Origin of the sequence: uncultured Georgenia sp., from assembly GCF_937958535.1 — a bacterium.
GTDB lineage: Bacteria > Actinomycetota > Actinomycetes > Actinomycetales > Actinomycetaceae > Oceanitalea.
Genome location: NZ_CALGNQ010000079.1, coordinates 1 through 17,027 on the forward strand (window position 1 = coordinate 1; position 17,027 = coordinate 17,027).

Genomic DNA, 17,027 nt, shown 5'->3' on the forward strand with positions numbered 1-17,027 from the left:
TCACCGTCTCCGACCACCTGCTCGACGGCTCGCAGGACATGACCGCCGAGGAGCGTGAGACGAACTTCCAGGGCGCCCTGTCCCTCGCGGTCGCCGCTGCCCTGGCGGACTGACCGCCGGCTCGCCCGGCCCGGTCGACCCGGGCCGCTCAGCGGTCGAACGCCGGGCCGGCGGCGGGGTCCTGCCGGAACTCCAGCGTGTCGCGCAGGCGTCGGCGGCTGCTCTCGGCGAGGTCGGCAGGCAGGTCGTCGAGCGCGAACCAGCCGACGTCGCTCGACTCGTCGTCCGAGACCGTCGCCTCGCCCGCGACGTACCGGCACCAGAAGGTGAGGTCGAGGTACTGGGCGACGTCACCGTTCGGGTAGGTGACCGGCTGCCCCGCCCGGACACCGGCGAGCGCGAGCACCTCGGCATGCACCCCGGTCTCCTCGGTGATCTCCCGCACCAGCGCGACCGCCGGCTGCTCACCGGGCTCGAGGATCCCCGACACCAGCGCCCACCGCCCGGTGTCCACCCGCCGGACGAGGAGGAGCCGCTCCTCGTCGTCGAAGACGGCGCCGGTGACCCCGGGCAGCCAGAGGAGGTCGTGGCCGACGCGCGCACGCAGCTCGGTGATGAAGGGTGGGACGGGCATGGGCCCGACACTAGTGCCGGGTTCCGCCCGCCCCCGTGCCCGAGCCGCTCGACCTGCGGAACACCGGGGTGCACGGGAGGATCGAGAGATGGCCACCAGTGTCGCGGAGCACCTCGTCCGGCAGCTCGTCGGGGCCGGCGTGAGCCGGATCTACGGCATCGTCGGGGACTCGCTCAACCCCGTCGTCGACGCCGTCCGACGCACCCCGGGCATCGACTGGGTCCACGTCCGCCACGAGGAGGCCGCGGCCTTCGCCGCCGCGGGCGAGGCCGAGGTCACCGGCCGGCTCACCGCGTGCGCCGGTTCGTGCGGGCCGGGCAACCTCCACCTCATCAACGGGCTGTACGACGCCAACCGCTCCCGCCTCCCGGTGCTGGCGATCGCCTCGCACATCCCGAGCAACCAGATCGGCACCCAGTTCTTCCAGGAGACCCACCCCGACCGCCTCTTCACCGAGGCGTCGGTCTTCTCCGAGATGATCTCCAGCCCCGCCCAGCTCCCCCGCGTCACGCGCAGCGCCATCCAACACGCCGTCGGCACGCCGGGGGTCGCCGTGCTCACCCTGCCCGGCGACGTCGCCGACCTCGAGCTCGGTGACGAGGGACAGGCGCTCAACCCCGCCACCCGCCCCGCCACACTCGTGCCCGACGAGGACGACGTCGCTGCCCTTGCCGCCGCCATCGACGCGGCGAAGAAGGTCACGCTCTTCGTCGGTGCCGGCGCCCGGGGCGCGCACGGGGAGGTGCTCGCGCTCGCCGATCTCATCGGCGCCCCGGTCGGACACTCACTGCGCGGCAAGGAGGTCATCCAGTACGACAACCCCTTCGACGTCGGCATGTCCGGGCTGCTCGGGTACGGCGCCTGCCAGGAGGCGATGGAGGAGGCCGACCTCCTCGTCCTCGTCGGCACCGACTTCCCCTACCCCGACTTCCTGCCCGCCGACGTCCGCACCGCCCAGATCGACATCGACGCCCGCCACCTGGGCCGCCGCACCCGACTCGACGTCCCGGTCCACGGCGACGTCGGCGCCACCCTGCGCATGTTGCTCCCGCTCGTCAAGCGGAAGAAGTCGCGCAGCTTCCTCAAGGCGATGCTGAAGAAGCACGACCGGATCATGTCCAAGGTGGTCGGCGCATACACCCGCCGGGTCGAGCGACACCGGCCGATCCACCCCGAGTACGCGGCCGTGCAGCTGGACGAGGCCGCCGGCCCGGACACCGTATTCACGGTCGACACCGGGATGAACAACGTGTGGGCGGCGCGCTACCTCACCCCGAACGGCCGGCGCCGGGTCATCGGCTCCTTCCTCCACGGCTCCATGGCCAACGCCCTCCCCCACGCGATCGGTGCCGCTTTCGCCGACCGGGACCGGCAGGTCGTCGCCCTCGCCGGCGACGGCGGTCTGTCCATGCTGCTCGGCGAGCTCATCACCCTGCGCGACCACGAGCTGCCGGTGACGGTCGTCGTGTTCAACAACGCCACGCTCGGCATGGTCAAACTCGAGATGCTCGTCGAGGGGATGCCCGCCCACGCCACCGACACCCCGCCGGTGGACTACCGCCGGCTGGCCGAGTCGCTCGACATCCCGGCACTGCGCGTCCAGGACCCGCGCGAGCTGCGGTCCACCTTCGCCGACGCCCTGGGCCGGCGCGGGCCCGTGCTCGTCGACGTCGTCACCGACCCGAACGCGCTGTCCATCCCCCCGTCGATCACCGCCGGCCAGGTCCGCGGCTTCGCCACGTCGATGACGAAGCAGATCTTCGGCGGTGGCTCCGGCGAGGTCATGGCGATGGCGCGCTCGAACCTGCGCAACATCCCCCGCCCGTAGCACGTGCGGGACCCGCGCCCGCACCACATCCCGACCCCACGCCCGCAGCGCCTCCGGCCCACACCCGAACCGCATCCCGGCCCCACGCTCGCAGCCCGTCCAGGGCCCTCGGGTGGTTCGTCCTTCTGGCTCACTTCAGTGTGCGCGCGGGGGCGAGCGCTGATCGACAAGGGCGAACCACTCGAGGCAGACCGACGCCAGCCAGGCACACCACCGCCCCGGCGTAACTCCTTTCCGCTCAAGCCCCCACAGCGTCAACCCTTGACTCGCCCGGGGGCCTTCGCAACAGTGGGCCGCATGGGCCGGTGACGATGCCGGCCGAAGGGGGGAAAGACATGCGAAGAGTACTTGCTGCCGCCGCGACCCTGTCCGTCGCGTTCCTGGGCGCCGTGCTGCCCGCCACGGGCGCGACCGAGGACCGGGTCGGCTGGGACAGGTCGGACGCACCGGACCGGGTGCTGCAGGACGGGAGCGCGCAGGACGCCGGGCTCGTCCAGCGCTACCTCGACGACATCGAGCCCGCGCTCCAGGAGGGCCTGACGACGACGCCGACACCGCTCTACCCGGGCGCGGTGGCCCTGGTGGCCTCGCGCGGTGTCGTCGCCGAGCGCACCGCCGTCGGCCACGCCGTCCGGTGGGCCGACACCGAGACCGAGCTGCCCGCGGCGGAGCAGGTCGAGATGCGGACCGACACCATCTTCGACCTCGCGTCGCTGTCCAAGCTCTTCACCGCGGTGGCGGTCATGCAGCTCGTCGAGGACGGCGCGGTCGCCCTCGACGACCCGGCCGCCGCCTACATCCCGGCGTTCGCCGCGAACGGCAAGGAGTCCGTGACGGTCGAGCAGCTGCTCACCCACACCGGCGGGCTGCCGGCGTGGATCAACCTCTACAGCGCCTACGACGACGTCGAGTCCCGCCTCGCCGCCGTCTACGCCGTGCAGCCCAGCTCCCCGCCGGGCACCCAGTACGTCTACAGCGACCTCGGGCTCATCGTCCTCGGCAAGATCGTCGAGGAGGTCTCCGGGCTCACGCTCGAGGAGTACGTCGCCACGCACCTCACCGGCCCGCTCGGGATGGACGACACGATGTACAACCCGCCCGCCGAGCTGCGCGACCGCATCGCGGCCACCGAGTACCAGCCGCTCGCCGGCCGGGGCCTGGTCCACGGCGAGGTGCACGACGAGAACGCCTGGTCCCTCGGGGGCGTGGCCGGGCACGCGGGCGTCTTCTCCACCGCCGACGACGTCGCGGTCTTCGCCCAGATGCTCCTCAACGGCGGCAGCTACGCCGGCGCCGAGGTGCTCGCCCCGGAGACGGTGGCGACGATGATGCGGGACTACACCGGGCACCTCTCCAGTGCGCACCGTGGGCTCGGGCCGGAGCTGGAGGCGTGGTTCTACCACGACGTCCTCACCAGCGCGGAATCCGCCGGGCACACCGGCTTCACCGGGACGTCGCTGGTCATCGACCCGCACACCGAGACGATCGCCGTCCTGCTCACCAACCGGGTCCACCCGAGCCGGGACTGGGGCAGCATCAACCCGGTCCGCCGCGCCGTCGCCAGGGCCGCCGGTCTGGCGCACCCGATGACCGGCTTCACCAAGGGCTCGGCGTGGTACTCCGGGATCGGGGATCTCATGACGAACGACCTCACCGTGCCGGTGACGCTCGACGGGTCCGGCGAGCTCGTCCTCGACCTGTGGTTCCACACCGAGCCCACCGACCGCCTGCACGTCGAGGCGTCGACCGACGGCGGTGCCACGTGGGATCCGCTCACCGGCACGCTCACCGCTGCCGGCCAGACCCGCGAGGTCCCGGGCAGCATCTCCGGGGACGGGCTGGGCCGCTGGTGGGAGGGCCGCTTCGACCTCGGCGACCGCAGCGGCGACGTCGAGCTGCGGCTGCGCTACGCCACCGACACCTTCTACTCCGGGCGCGGTGTCTACCTCGACCGGATCCGGGTGACCGACGGCGGCGCCGTCGCCTTCGACGACTGGGACCTCGCCGACCGTGACACGGTCCGGGCCGAGGGCTGGACCCGGGTGGACGCCACGGGTGCCCCGGCGCCGGAACCGGTCGAGGAGTGGCGTGGCTACTGGGTGGACGCCTTCAACCCGGGGATCTACACCCCGGCCCAGGTGAGCGCGCTCGTGGAGGACGCGCTGGAGGTCGGGGCGAACGCCCTCATCGTCCAGGTGGGCCGCCGCTACGACTGCTTCTGCAACGACGCGCTGCTGCCGCGTACCGACGCCGCGATCGACCCGGCACCCTACGACCCGCTGGCCGCGGTGATCGAGGAGGCCCACGCCGTCGGGATCGAGGTGCACGCGTGGGTGAACGCGACGACGCTGTGGAACTCCGCCACCCCGCCGCGCTCCCCCGACCACGCCTTCAACCAGCACGGGCCGAGCGCCGAGGGGCGGGACCGCTGGCTGAACAAGCGGGTCGACGGCGTGGAGATGGTCGGCAACAACGCATGGATCGACCCGGCGCACCCGGACGCCGTGGAGTACTTCGCCGACGCGGTCGCCTCGATCGTGGAGAACTACGACGTCGACGGCATCAACCTCGACTACATCCGCTACCCGGACCACAGCGCGGCGGACACCCGCAACGACTGGGGCTACTCCGAGGTGTCGCTCGCCCGGTTCGCCGAGCACAGCGGACGCACCGACGTCCCGGAGCCCGACGACCCGGAGTTCTCCGACTGGCGGCGGGACCAGGTCTCCGCGCTCGTCCGCAAGGTCTACGTGCGGATGTACGAGATCGACCCGCAGGCCCGGCTGAGCATCGACGGGATCACCTACGGCTTCGGGCCCGCGAGCCACGGCGGCTTCGAGGGCACCCGCACCTACACCAACGTCGCGCAGGACTGGCGGTCGTGGCTGGATGAGGGGATCGTCGACACCGTCACCGCGATGAACTACAAGCGCAACTGGATGCCCGACCAGGCGCGGATGTTCGACGAGTGGAACGACGCCCTCATCGAGTACCGGGCCGACCGGCACGTCGTCAACGGCCCGGCGCTCTACCTCAACGAGATCGAGGACTCCGTCACGCAGGCCAGGCTCACCCGCGAGGCGGGCTTCGACGGGTGGTCCGGGTACTCCTACGCCAACGCCTCCCTCACCGCCAACGGCACGGGCGAGGGTGCGGTGAAGGACGCGGAGCGGGCGGCACTGGCCGAGGCGCTGCGCTCCACCGTCTTCACCGAGGAGGCCGTGGTCCCGGAGATGACGTGGAAGACCCGGCCGACCACCGGCCTGCTCGCCGGGACCCTCGACCTCGGCGACGCCCGCACGGACGGCGTCGAGGTCACCCTCTCCGGCCCGGGCGGGGCGACGACGGCGCGTACCGACGGCAGCGGCTGGTTCGCGGCCGTCGACCTCGCCCCGGGGAGGTACGTCGTGCATGCCGCGGGGGCGGCGCCGGTGGAGGTCGCCGTCACCGCCGGCGAGGTGAGCAGCGTGGTCCTCACCTCGGCCGAGCCGGGCCCCGCCCTCGAGCAGCTCGCGGCGGCACTGGCCGGTCACGTCGAGAGCGGTGGGGTGGCCGGGCCGGTCGCCCAGCAGCTGACCACCGCGGTGGCGCAGGTGCAGCGGCACCTCGCGGGCGGACGTGACGCCGCCGCGGCGCGGGCCGTGGAGCGTTTCGTCCGGCACCTGGAGAACCCGAAGCGGCCGGACACGCTGAGCGACGCGGCGCGCGACGACCTGCGTCGCCGGGCCGAGCACGCGCTGTGCCTCCTGCAGGACGCCGGCGTCTGCACCGCCCCCTGACCGGGCACCCACGACGCGGGGCGTCGTCCACCCGGCGGAGGGGTGGACGACGCCCCGCAGGCCGTCCCGAGCACCCGTCCGCGGTCGCGCTCCCGGACCGGGACGTCACCGATTGCGGCCCAGGTGTGAGTGGGGCCACACTTGGGTGGTGCCGAACCAGTGAGGTGACGACGTGGACGCCGACATCGAGATTTTGCCGATGCTGTCGCGAGGTAAGCACCGCAGCCCCAAGCGTGGTGCCTGCTTCATGGAGCTGGCCTCCTACCTGGCCGGTGAGCGGTGGAGCGACAAGCCGGCGTGCACGCACCCGCTGCTCGCCCACCTCGCGCGTCTGGTCAACGACCTGACGGAGGACTCCGAGCGGTCCCGGCTCGCGGTGCTCATCCCCGCGGTCATCGGGCTGCGCAGCGACGACCCGCGGTGGGACGACGAGATCACCCTGCTCGCGGCCTCCCGCGCGCTGCCCGTGGTCAGCGAGCACCACCAGCGCTCCCTCGCGGTCGGCATCCTCAGTTGCGAGCGCCGTCGGGCGGAGCGCAACGGGTGGGACGAGCTGCGCTTCCACCCCGCGAGCCGCCGCGCGCTCGACGCCGTCCCGCTCGCCGAGCGCTGGGCCCAGGCCTTCGTCGACCAGGTCGGCGGCGTCGGCGCCCACCACCCGGGTGCCGCGGTGGTCGAGATCGCCACCGTCGGTCTGGCCACCGCGTGCGTCCCCGACCCGTCCGGGATGCTGCGCGAGCTCCTCACCGACGCGATCACGCTGTGCGAGCACCTCGCCGGCCGCGAGCGCGCCCAGCGCGACCAGCTCGTACCCGAGCAGTGGCAGCAGGTCTGCAGCCCCGCCCCGGTGCGCTGAGGTCACCCTCCGGACACACGCGGGGAGCGTCCGGCGGGTGACATCGGGCCCGTCCCCGGCCGTCGCCGGGGACGGGCCCTACCCCCGCGGTGCGCAGGCCCGAGGGGCCCGGCACCAGGCGCTCCCGCGCTGAGCGCAGCGCCGTGGGTCAGCGCGAGATCGCCAGCTTCATGGCCTTCGTCTCGGCGGCCCGGGAGAAGGTGTCGTAGGCGTCCATGAACTGGTCGAGGGTGAAGCGGTGGGTGATGAACTTCTCCGCGTGGAGCTTGCCCTGCGCGACGAGCTTGAGGAGCATCGGCGTCGTCGTCGCCGAGACCAGTCCCGTCGTGATCGCGATGTCCTTGATCCACAGGTCCTGGATCGGCAGGTCGACCGAGGTGCCGTGGACCCCGAGGTTGGCGACCGTCCCGCCCGGGCGGATGAGGTCGACCGCCGCGGCGAAGGTCGCCGGCACGCCGACCGCCTCCATCGCGGTGTCCACGCCCAGCCCGTCGGTCATCCCCATGACCGTGTCGCGCCAGCCCTCGGTGCCGTTGTTGACGGCGTCGGTGGCGCCGAACTCCTTGGCCAGCTCGAGGCGGTTGTCGTCCAGGTCGATGGCGATGACGCGGGACGCGCCGTAGAGGTTCGAGGTCATGATGGCCGAGAGCCCGACCGGACCTGCGCCGATGACGGCGACGACGTCGCCCGGCTCGACGCGGCCGTTGCGCACCCCGATCTCGAAGCCGGTGGGCAGGATGTCGGACAGCACGATCCCGGCCTCGTCGCTCACGCCCTCGGGCAGCTTGTGCAGGGAGTTCTCGGCGAAGGGCACGCGGACGTACTCCGCCTGGGTGCCGTCGATGAGGTGGCCGAAGATCCAGCCGACACCGGGGGCACCCTCGTCGGCGAGGCAGTGCGAGGGCAGCCGCTGCTGGCAGTAGGCGCACGAGCCGCAGCTGGAGATGCAGGAGATGATGACCCGGTCGCCGACCTTGAGCCGGCTCACCGCGGAGCCGACCTCGACGATGGTGCCCACACCCTCGTGACCGAGGATGCGCCCTTCGGTGACGGCGGGCACGTCACCCTTGAGGATGTGCAGGTCGGTGCCGCAGATCGTCGTGGTGTCGACCTGGACGATGACGTCGGTGCCGTTGACGATTTTCGGGTCCGGCACCTCCTCCCAGGCCTTCTTGCCCGGACCGTGGTAGACCAGAGCCTTCATCGGACCTCCTCGTGTCGCACGGGCACGCCCTGTGCCCCGTCCCTGTGACGCTAGTCCCCCGGGGCGGGTGCGATCTAGGACTTCTCTCCCATGCGTCGGCGTCTGCGGTGCAGCGCGGTGCGCAGCACGAGGGACAGGAGCAGCGCGGCGGTGCCGGCCGCGATCGTCACCCGGTAGGCGAAGGGGTAGCTGCCGACGTCGGCGAGGCGTCCGGCGGTGCTCGAGCCGAGTGCGTAGCCGAGGGAGGTCGCCGCGGCGAGCACCATCATCGCGGCACCCAGGCGGGAGGGGTCCACCACCCGCTCGCAGGCGGAGAAGATGGTGATCATGTAGGGCGCGACGGCCAGGCCCAGGACGAGGAGGACGGCGGCGAGCGTGCCGAGGGAGTGGACGGCGAGCAGCGGCACGGTGAGCACGGCGAGCCCGCCGGCGAAGACGGGCAGCCGGTCAGCGAGCCGGAAGCGCTCCGGCAGCACGACGATGGCGAGGCCGGCCACGACGCTGCCGATGCCCAGGACGGCGTGGAGCAGGCCCGCCAGCCCCGGCTCGCCGGCGACGGTGGCCAGCGCCGTCGTCCCGGCCTGGACGGAGCCGAAGATGGCGCCGACGAGGAGCTGTCCGGCGGCGAGACCGAGGAGCAGCGGACCCACCCGTCCGCCGGCGCCGTCCCGGACTCCGCGGTGGCCGCGGACGAGCGCCACGGTGGGGTGCAGCGCGAACCACGTGGCGAAGACGGCGAGGCCGCCGGCCGCGAGGAGCAGGGCACCGGCCGGGGAGACGACGGCGGCGGTGGTGCCGACGATCGCCGGTCCGAGGACGAAGGAGGCCTCGTCGGCCGCGCCCTCGTAGGAGAAGGCGGTGGAGAGGAGCTTGAAGCCCTGGCCACCCTTCGCGCGGGTGAGCTCGCGCCAGCGCACCCGGGCCAGCGTGCCGACCTGCGGCACGAAGACGCCGGCGACGCCGCTGACCACGGCGAGCAGCTGCCATGGGACGTCCTGCCCGGACAGGACGACGAGGGCGAGGAGCGCCAGCGCGCCGCCCACCGACTGGACGAGGAGCACGGGACGCTGGCCGATCCGGTCGGTGAGCGCGCCCGCCAGCGGGGAGGCGAGGGCGTTGACGACGGCGAAGGCCCCGGCGGCCGCTCCCCCGCCGCCGTAGCTGCCGCTGACCTCGGCGACGAGGAGGAGGATGCCCATCTGGGACATCGCCATGGGCAGTCGGGCGACGAAGGCGACGACGACGTAGAGCGGTCCGGTCAGCGCGAAGAGCCGCCGGTAGGAGGACAGGACGGACAATCGGTCTCCAGGGGTGGACGGGCGGCGCTCCTCCCACCCCGGAAGCGCTGACGACCCGATGCGGGCTCAGGATATCCGAGCGACCACCCGCTCCACCTCCGCCACCGGCCAGTGGAGCCGCTCGGCCAGCTGGGCCACGGTCGCCCCTTCGCCTACGGACCCTCGGGCGTGGCGGACGAGCCGCTCGCGCAACCGCGTGCGGCGGCGGCGCTCCGCGAGAGCCGCCGCGACCAGTCCGTGCCGCGGGCCGAGGAGCAGTGCGGTGAGGAACACCACCCCGACGACGCCGGCCATCATGCCCGCGATCGACAGGTCCCAGACGCGGGCGAGCAGGTAGCCGACGACCGCCGACCCCGCCCCGGTACCGACCGCCGTGGCGAGCATGACGGAGAACCGGTCGACGAGGAGGTAGGCGGTGGCCGCAGGCCCGGCGAGGAAGGCGACGACGAGGATCGCGCCGACGGAGTCGAACGCGCCGACCACGGTGACGGAGACGAGCGCCATGAGCAGCTGGTGGACGAGCACCGGCGACAGCCCGAGGACGGTGGCGAGGCCCGGGTCGAAGGTCGTGACCTTGAGCTCCTTGTACAGGAGGAGGACGAAGGTGACGACGGCGACGGCGACCACGCCCATCGTCCACCACGACCGGGGCCCGAGGTCCACGCCGCCGACCTCCAGGGTGACGAGCGGTGCGAAGGCGATCTCGCCGAAGAGGACGTGCTCCAGGTCGAGGTGGACGTTGCCGCCGTAGCGCGCGATGAGCAGCACCCCGAGGGCGAACAGGCCGGTGAAGACGATGCCGATGGCCGCGTCCCCGCGCACCCGGCCGCCGCGCTGGAGCAGGTCGACGAGGACGACGGTGAGCAGCCCGAACACTGCCGCGCCGGCCACCGCGGTGAGCGGCCCGAGCGACCCGGTGAGGAAGAACGCCAGGACGATGCCGGGCAGCGCGGCGTGGGAGATCGCATCGCCCACCATGACACTCTGCCGCAGCACGAGGACGCTGCCGAGGAGGGCGCACGGGACGACGACGAGGATCGCCGTGACGACGATGACGAGGTCCACGCTCACCGCACGCCCACCCCCTTCGCGCGCCGAGCGCTCACTTCCCGACGCGCGCCGAGCCGGGTCCGCAGCGCACGGGCGGGCAGGGACACGAGGAAGATCCCCGTCGCGACGAGGACGATGAGCGGGCCGGTGGGCAGGTCGGTGGTGGTCGCGCTGAGCAGCGCCCCGACCGCACCGCTCACCGCGCCGAGCAGGGCGGCGAGGACGACCATGACGGCGAGGCGGTCGGTCCACTGGCGGGCCGCGGCGGCGGGGGTGATGAGCAGGGCGGCGATGAGCACCACCCCTACCGTCTGGATGCCGACGACGATCGCGACCACGAGGAGCGCGGTGAGCAGGGCCTCGAGCCGGCGGACCGGGTAGCCCACGGCGCGGGCGAAGGTCGGGTCGAAGGCGACGAGCTTGAGCTCCTTGTACAGCAGTGCGACCACCGCCAGCGCCACGGCGGTGAGCACGGCCATGACGCGCACGTCGGAGGCCACGAGGCCGGCTGCCTGCCCGAGCACGAAGCGGTCCAGGCCCGACTGCCCGGACGCCCCGGTGGTGGCGACGTAGGTGAGCAGCACCGTGCCCACGCCGAAGAACACCGACAGGACGAGCGCGAGCACGGCGTCCTGCTTGAGCCGGGTGCGCTGGACGACGACGAGGACGAGCCCGGCGGCCAGCGCCGCCGTCACCGCCGCACCGACCATGAGCCCGGACCCCGACGTCGTGCCGGTGACGAGGAAGCCGAGGACGACGCCGGGCAGGGTGGCGTGGGACAGGGCGTCGCTGAGCAGGCTCTGGCGGCGCAGCACCGCGAACGTGCCCAGCGCCCCGCCGAGCAGCCCGAGCACCGCGGCGCCGAGGGCGACCGTGCGCAGGGTGTAGTCCCCGAGCGCGGCGAGGAGGTCACCCACGGTGCAGCTCCTCCGCCCGGCGTGCCGCTCCCCCGTAGGCACGGGCGATGTTCTCGCTGGTGAAGACCTCCGCGGTGGGGCCGACGGCGACGAGCTCGCGGTTGAGGAGGACGACGGTGTCGAAGTAGTCGGCGACGGTGGCGAGGTCGTGGTGGACGACGACGACGCTGCGGCCCTCGTCGCGTAGCTCGCGCAGGATGTCGACGACGATGCGCTCGGTGACGTAGTCGACACCGGCGAAGGGCTCGTCGGCCAGGTAGAGACGGGCGTCCTGGGCCAACGCGCGGGCGAGGAAGACCCGCTGCTGCTGCCCGCCGGAGAGCTCACCGATCTGCCGGTCGGCGAGGTCGAGCATGCCGACACGGTCGAGGCAGCGCTCCGCGGTGCGTCGCTCGCGGCGGCCGGGGCGGCGCAGCCAGCCGAGCCGTCCGTAGGTGCCCATCTCGACGACGTCGCGGGCGTCGGTCGGGAAGTCCCAGTCCACGCTGCTGCGCTGCGGGACGTACCCCACGCGGCTGCGGTCGACCGGGTCGCCGAACACCTCGACCGAGCCGGCGACGGGGCGGAGCAGGCCCATGGCGACCTTGAGCAGCGTCGTCTTGCCGGCACCGTTCGGCCCCACGATGCCCACCAGCCGCCCCTCCGGGATGGTGAAGGACACATCCCACAACACCGGCTCGCTGCGGTAGGCGGCACTGACGCCGCGCACGGCCAGCGGGGCGCTCACGGCCGCCCCAGCGCGGTCGCGACGATCTCGGCGTTGGTGCGCAGCATCCCGGCGTAGGTGCCGGCCGGCCCATCCGGCTCGCCGAGGGCGTCGGAGTAGAGCCCCTGCTCAGGCACCTCGACCTCCCAGCCGCGGTCGGCGGCGGCCTCACGGACGGCCTCGATGCTCGCCGGGGACACGCTGGACTCCGTGAACAGCGCCGGGACCTCGCGCTCGACGAGGAGGTCGACCAGGGCCCGGATGTCGGCGACACCCGCCTCGTCCTCGGTGGACAGCCCCTGGACGCCGTGGACCTCGAGGTCGTAGGCGCGGCCGAAGTAGCCGAAGGCGTCGTGCGACGTCACCATGACGCGGCGGTGCTGGGGCACCTCGTCGAGCAGGGCGGCGGCGTCGGCGTGCGCGTCGAGCGCGGCCCGGACGTACTCGGCACCGCCCTGGGCGAAGTCGGCGGCGTGCTCGGGGGCCAGCGTGGAGAGCTCGGTGACGACCGGGTCGACGACCTGCACCCAGAGCTCGGGGTCGAACCACACGTGGGGGTCGTACTGGTCGGTGTAGTCGGCCGAGGGCAGCAGTTCGGCGGTGGGCAGCGCGTCGGTGAGGGCGAGGACCCGGTCGAGCCCGCCGCCCTGGAGGACGTCGGCCATCCGCCCCTCGAGGAAGAGTCCGTGGTAGACGACGAGGTCGGCGGCCATGAGGGCGCGGACGTCGCCCTGGCTCGCGCGGTACAGGTGGGGGTCCACCCCCGGTCCCATGAGCGCCGTGACGTCCACGTGGTCCCTGCCGACCGTGCGGAGCAGGTCGGCGGCGTGCGTCGTCGTCACGGTGACGCGCAGTCGGCCGTCGTCCTCGGCGCTCCCGGGGCTCGCGGCACAGCCCGCCAGGGCGACCACGACGGCCACCCTGAGGAGAAATGTTCGCAAACCCGAAATCACGGTGTCAGGTTACCCGAAGGGGCAGGTGGGATCGCTCCACGCGGGGGGACAGGTCGCCTCGGCGACATCCCTCGGGACGGGTTCGGCCGTACCCTGAGGCATGGCGAGGATCTCGCGCGCCGACCGCGCCGACGACGCCGCGCTGCTGGCGGGGCTCGCCCTCGGCGACGCGGCGGTGTCGGCCGCGTTCGTGCGCCGGTTCCAGGGGGCGGTCTACGGCCTGGCGGTGAGCATCACCCGCGACCCGCGCGCGGCCGAGGACGTCAGCCAGGAGGTGTTCCTCCGCGTGTGGCGCGCCGCGGACACATACGACGTGCGGCGTGCCTCGGTGCTCACCTGGATTCTCACGATCACCCGCAACACCGCGATCGACACCGTCCGGGCCCGCCGCAGCACGCCGACCGACGGGCCGGTGCTCGACCAGCTCGTGCGCGACACCCTCGGGCCCGAGCCGGACCTCGCCGAGACCGCCCTGCACCGCGTGGAGACCGACCGGGCGCTGCGCCGGCTCCACGCCCTCTCCCCCGACCAGGCGCGCGCTGTCGTCCTCGCCGTGCTCGGCGGCTGCACCGCGGCGGAGGTCGCCGACCGTGAGGGCATCCCGCTCGGGACGGCGAAGACCCGGATCAGGTCCGGCCTGCGCCGGCTCCAGGCGCTCGCGGAGGTGGACCATGGCTGAGCGTTGGCACCCCGACGAGGACCTCGTCCTCGACGCCGTGCTGGGGACCGGGGACCAGCGGGACGACGTCGTCGCCCATCTCGCCTCGTGCACGCGCTGTCGGGGAGCACACGGCGCACTCGTCGACGGGGTGGACCTCGTCCTGCCGGCGGTGCCCCGGTCTCAGCCGCCGACCGGGTTCGAGTCCCGGGTGCTCGACCAGCTGGCCGAGCTCCGGCCGGCCGGCGCACCGTCGCGAACGCGGCTCTGGCCCTCGGCGCTCGCCGCCGCGGCCGCCGGGCTGCTCGGGGTGGCGGTCGGCGCGGCCGGCGTCGGCCTCCTGACCGACGACCCCGCCGAAGAGCCACCCGCCGTCGTCTCCGCCCCGGCGGTCCCGCTGGTCACCGCGGACGGCACCGACGTCGGGACCGTCTCCCGGATGCGCGACGAGACGGGGCCGCGGATCGTCGTCGTGGTCCAGGGCACCGGCACACCGCGCACCTACACCTGCCGGGTCCGGCTCGCCGACGGCACGGTGCAGGAGCTCGGGACGTGGCCGCTGAGCGACTACGGGGAGCGGGCGTGGGTGGTCGATGAGCCGGCTCCCGGGGTGCGGACGGTCGAGCTCGTCGGGCAGTCCGGGGCGGTGTGGGCGACGGCCGAGCTGTGAGCCGACCGCGGGCCTCGGCTGTCAGCCGGCTCCGGACTCGAGCGTCGGGCCGGCCCCGGACTCGAGCGATGGGCCGGTCCCGGCAGCGGCAGCGAGCCGGTCCCGAGCGCAGGCAAGGAGCCGGTCCCGGACTCGAGCGATGAGCTGATCGCGGGCCGCCACAGCGAGCCTGTCCGGGGGGTGGGAATGTGCCGGTCCCGCCCCGGGGCAATCCCTCCGGCGCCCCGGCCCGTACCAGTGGCATGGAACCGACGTCGCATCCGCTGCGCCCGCTCCTGGCCCTGGCCCTCGGGCTCGCCCTCGTGGCAGGGTGCGGCGGCGGCGCGGAGAACAGGACGCAGGATCCCCCGGCGACGGAGACGAGCGAGGAGACCACCACCGCCGTGGACGGCCCCACCGGTGAGACCGCGAACGACGGGGCCGTCCCCACCGGTGAGACGCCGACCGGGGACGAGGTCGAGGCCGCCGCGGAGGTGGTCATCGTCATCTCCGACTTCGCCTACACGGTCCCGGAGTCCGTGGCGCCGGGCGCGGAGGTGACCGTGACCAACGAGGACGGCGTCGGGCACACGGTGACGTCCGACGAGGAGGGCCTCTTCGACGTCGCGGTCGACCCGGGGGCGACGGTGGCCTTCACCGCTCCCGAGGACCCGGGTGACTATGGGTTCCACTGCATCCCCCATCCGCACATGACCTCGACCCTGGTGGTCCGGTGAGTGCCGCACGCGGCGGTCGAGTGCGTGCGGCCCGCGCACCGGTCGGCCGCGGTACCGCGCCCCGTCGCCGCCGGTCACCCGCCGAGCCGCTCGTGCGGCTCCTCACCGTCGGCGCGCTGGCGGTGGACGCCGTGGTCCATCTCCAGCTCGCCGACGCCATGCAGCTGGCCGCCCCCGGGGGCATCGGTGGCGGGGCGCTGTTCCGCGCACAGGCAGTGGCGGCGACGCTCGCCGGCATCGTCCTCCTCGTCACCGGCCACCGACTCGCGTACGCCATCGCCGGGCTCGTGGCGCTGAGCGCCCTGGTGCCGGTGCTGCTCTACACCTACGTCCAGGTCCCGGCGATCGGGCCGATCCCCTCGATGTACGACCCCGCCTGGTACCCGCAGAAGACCGCGAGCGCGATCGCGGAGGCGGCTGCGGTCGCCCTGGCCGCGATCGGCTTCACCCTCGCACCGCGACGGGCGCGGGCCCACTAGCGACCCGACCGGCGCTCCGCCAACCGCCTGGGCGGAGCACCGGCCGGGTCTTCTGTGCGCGGGCTCGGAGCATTATTTAAGGCTTGGCTTAAATGGACGAGTCGGGGCACAGTGGGCACCGTGCACGCGCTGGACGTCCTCGGCGACCCGGTCCGCCGGCGCCTGCTGGAGCTGCTCACCGACGGTGAGCGGTCCGCGGGCGAGCTCGCCGAGCAGATCGGCCGCGAGTTCGGGATCAGCCAGCCCGCGGTCTCCCAGCACCTGCGCGTCCTGCGCGAGCACGGCTTCACCACGGTGCGACACGACGGCCCCCGGCGGTTGTACGCGATCGACGCCACCCCCCTGCGCGAGGTCGACGCCTGGCTGGCCGACTTCCGCGCGTTCTGGGCGCCCCGACTGGCCGCCCTCGAGACCGAGATCGCCCGCGGCAAGCGCGAGCGACGTATCCGACACGCCCAGGAAGGGCCACACCCATGACCGAGGACATCTCCACCATCAGCGCGGGCCAGCTCGACGCGGTCGAGCGCCGTCTGAGCATCAGCGAGGAGGGCGGCAAGTCGACCGTCGTCGCCACCATGAGCCAGGTCTACGACACCACGGTCGAGGACCTCTGGGACGCCCTCACCTCCAAGGAGCGGCTCCCCCGGTGGTTCGCACCGGTCTCCGGCGACCTGCGGCTCGGCGGGCAGTATCAGATCGAGGGCAACGCCGGCGGCACCATCGAGGAGTGCGAGCCGCCGTCGGGCTTCCGCATCACCTGGGAGTTCGGCGGCGGGGTCTCCTGGGTGGCCGTGCGGGTCGCCCCGGAGGGTGACGGGGCCCGGTTCACCCTGGAGCACACCGCCAAGGAGGACATGCCCAACGAGTTCTGGGACACCTACGGCCCCGGGGCCGTCGGCGTGGGTTGGGACCTGGCGTTCCTCGGTCTCGCCCTGCACCTCGCGACCGGGGCCTCGCGGCCGGCGGAGGGCTCGGAGTGGGAGCAGAGCGACTCCGCACGCGAGTTCATCACCGGCGCCAGCCGGCGCTGGGCCGACGCGTCCGTCGCCGCGGGCACTCCCGAGGACAAGGCCCGCGCCGCCGAGCGCCAGACGACCGCCTTCTACACCGGGCAGCAGCCGCCGACCGAGTGAGCCGGCCGGCGTTCGACCCTGCGAGCCGGTGCACCGCGCGAACCGGGCGGTGACCTGCAGGCCTCGACCTGCCTCTCGGTGAGCCTGCCGGCCGGTCCCGCACCCGACCGGCGCCGAGCACGGGACAGCACCACGCGCAGCCCGGC

General features: G+C 73.4%; 16 protein-coding genes. 9 read left to right on the forward strand and 7 right to left on the reverse strand.

The window, feature by feature from the left end:
• Positions 1 to 148: 148 nt before the first annotated feature.
• A complete protein-coding gene (locus Q0195_RS04580) occupies positions 149 to 634 on the reverse strand; it encodes an NUDIX domain-containing protein (RefSeq protein WP_299275199.1) in 486 nt (161 codons plus the stop codon).
• 88 nt (positions 635 to 722) lie between these two features.
• Between Q0195_RS04580 and Q0195_RS04585 the strand changes: the two genes are divergently transcribed.
• From Q0195_RS04585 to Q0195_RS04595, 3 genes are all read left to right on the forward strand, one after another.
• A complete protein-coding gene (locus Q0195_RS04585) occupies positions 723 to 2,462 on the forward strand; it encodes a pyruvate dehydrogenase (RefSeq protein ID WP_299275201.1) in 1,740 nt (579 codons plus the stop codon).
• 335 nt (positions 2,463 to 2,797) lie between these two features.
• Positions 2,798 to 6,241, forward strand: coding sequence for a serine hydrolase (locus Q0195_RS04590; protein WP_299275204.1), 3,444 nt, complete (start codon positions 2,798 to 2,800; stop codon positions 6,239 to 6,241).
• Positions 6,242 to 6,413: 172 nt separating this feature from the next.
• The gene (locus Q0195_RS04595; RefSeq protein ID WP_299275207.1) at positions 6,414 to 7,097 is read left to right on the forward strand and encodes a hypothetical protein; all 684 of its coding nucleotides are present in this window, start codon (positions 6,414 to 6,416) and stop codon (positions 7,095 to 7,097) included.
• 148 nt (positions 7,098 to 7,245) lie between these two features.
• On the opposite strand, the gene Q0195_RS04600 is transcribed toward Q0195_RS04595, so the two are convergent.
• The 6 genes from Q0195_RS04600 to Q0195_RS04625 form a co-directional block, all read right to left on the reverse strand.
• Entirely contained in the window at positions 7,246 to 8,301 is a 1,056-nt protein-coding gene (locus Q0195_RS04600; protein WP_299275210.1) for a zinc-dependent alcohol dehydrogenase family protein, read from the reverse strand.
• A 74-nt stretch (positions 8,302 to 8,375) separates the two neighbouring features.
• Positions 8,376 to 9,599, reverse strand: a complete 1,224-nt coding sequence (locus tag Q0195_RS04605; protein ID WP_299275212.1) for an MFS transporter — start codon at positions 9,597 to 9,599, stop codon at positions 8,376 to 8,378.
• Positions 9,600 to 9,665: 66 nt separating this feature from the next.
• Positions 9,666 to 10,670 carry a metal ABC transporter permease gene (locus Q0195_RS04610; RefSeq protein WP_299275215.1) on the reverse strand — a complete coding sequence of 335 codons (1,005 nt, stop codon included), beginning with the start codon at positions 10,668 to 10,670 and terminating at the stop codon, positions 9,666 to 9,668.
• Positions 10,667 to 11,566: an iron chelate uptake ABC transporter family permease subunit gene (locus tag Q0195_RS04615; RefSeq protein WP_299275217.1), complete on the reverse strand. Its 900-nt coding sequence runs from the start codon at positions 11,564 to 11,566 to the stop codon at positions 10,667 to 10,669. The genes Q0195_RS04610 and Q0195_RS04615 overlap by 4 nt, the downstream gene beginning before the upstream one ends.
• Positions 11,559 to 12,293: a metal ABC transporter ATP-binding protein gene (locus tag Q0195_RS04620; protein WP_299275220.1), complete on the reverse strand. Its 735-nt coding sequence runs from the start codon at positions 12,291 to 12,293 to the stop codon at positions 11,559 to 11,561. Before Q0195_RS04620 ends, Q0195_RS04615 begins: the two co-directional genes overlap by 8 nt.
• Positions 12,290 to 13,183, reverse strand: coding sequence for a zinc ABC transporter substrate-binding protein (locus tag Q0195_RS04625; protein ID WP_299275222.1), 894 nt, complete (start codon positions 13,181 to 13,183; stop codon positions 12,290 to 12,292). The genes Q0195_RS04620 and Q0195_RS04625 overlap by 4 nt, the downstream gene beginning before the upstream one ends.
• A 142-nt stretch (positions 13,184 to 13,325) precedes the next feature.
• On the opposite strand from Q0195_RS04625, the gene Q0195_RS04630 reads away from it, so the two are divergent.
• The 6 genes from Q0195_RS04630 to Q0195_RS04655 all read left to right on the forward strand — a co-directional run bounded on the left by Q0195_RS04630 (position 13,326) and on the right by Q0195_RS04655 (position 16,881).
• Positions 13,326 to 13,904, forward strand: a complete 579-nt coding sequence (locus tag Q0195_RS04630) for a sigma-70 family RNA polymerase sigma factor (protein WP_299275225.1) — start codon at positions 13,326 to 13,328, stop codon at positions 13,902 to 13,904.
• Entirely contained in the window at positions 13,897 to 14,553 is a 657-nt protein-coding gene (locus tag Q0195_RS04635; protein ID WP_299275228.1) for a hypothetical protein, read from the forward strand. Before Q0195_RS04630 ends, Q0195_RS04635 begins: the two co-directional genes overlap by 8 nt.
• A gap of 242 nt (positions 14,554 to 14,795) precedes the next feature.
• The gene (locus Q0195_RS04640; RefSeq protein WP_299275230.1) at positions 14,796 to 15,269 is read left to right on the forward strand and encodes a cupredoxin domain-containing protein; all 474 of its coding nucleotides are present in this window, start codon (positions 14,796 to 14,798) and stop codon (positions 15,267 to 15,269) included.
• Complete coding sequence (locus Q0195_RS04645) at positions 15,266 to 15,748, forward strand: hypothetical protein (RefSeq protein ID WP_299275233.1); 483 nt, start codon at positions 15,266 to 15,268, stop codon at positions 15,746 to 15,748. The genes Q0195_RS04640 and Q0195_RS04645 overlap by 4 nt, the downstream gene beginning before the upstream one ends.
• 120 nt (positions 15,749 to 15,868) lie before the next feature.
• The gene (locus tag Q0195_RS04650; protein WP_299275236.1) at positions 15,869 to 16,225 is read left to right on the forward strand and encodes a metalloregulator ArsR/SmtB family transcription factor; all 357 of its coding nucleotides are present in this window, start codon (positions 15,869 to 15,871) and stop codon (positions 16,223 to 16,225) included.
• A complete protein-coding gene (locus Q0195_RS04655; RefSeq protein ID WP_299275239.1) occupies positions 16,222 to 16,881 on the forward strand; it encodes an SRPBCC family protein in 660 nt (219 codons plus the stop codon). Before Q0195_RS04650 ends, Q0195_RS04655 begins: the two co-directional genes overlap by 4 nt.
• Positions 16,882 to 17,027 lie beyond the last annotated feature (146 nt).

What these genes read in the sequence shown, in the direction of transcription:
- Q0195_RS04580 (WP_299275199.1), bottom strand. Translation starts at nt 634, where the DNA reads ATGCCCGTCCCACCCTTCATCACCGAGCTGCGTGCGCGCGTCGGCCAC.
- Q0195_RS04585 (WP_299275201.1), top strand. Translation starts at nt 723, where the DNA reads ATGGCCACCAGTGTCGCGGAGCACCTCGTCCGGCAGCTCGTCGGGGCC.
- Q0195_RS04590 (WP_299275204.1), top strand. Translation starts at nt 2,798, where the DNA reads ATGCGAAGAGTACTTGCTGCCGCCGCGACCCTGTCCGTCGCGTTCCTG.
- Q0195_RS04600 (WP_299275210.1), bottom strand. Translation starts at nt 8,301, where the DNA reads ATGAAGGCTCTGGTCTACCACGGTCCGGGCAAGAAGGCCTGGGAGGAG.
- Q0195_RS04630 (WP_299275225.1), top strand. Translation starts at nt 13,326, where the DNA reads ATGGCGAGGATCTCGCGCGCCGACCGCGCCGACGACGCCGCGCTGCTG.
- Q0195_RS04635 (WP_299275228.1), top strand. Translation starts at nt 13,897, where the DNA reads ATGGCTGAGCGTTGGCACCCCGACGAGGACCTCGTCCTCGACGCCGTG.
- Q0195_RS04640 (WP_299275230.1), top strand. Translation starts at nt 14,796, where the DNA reads ATGGAACCGACGTCGCATCCGCTGCGCCCGCTCCTGGCCCTGGCCCTC.
- Q0195_RS04655 (WP_299275239.1), top strand. Translation starts at nt 16,222, where the DNA reads ATGACCGAGGACATCTCCACCATCAGCGCGGGCCAGCTCGACGCGGTC.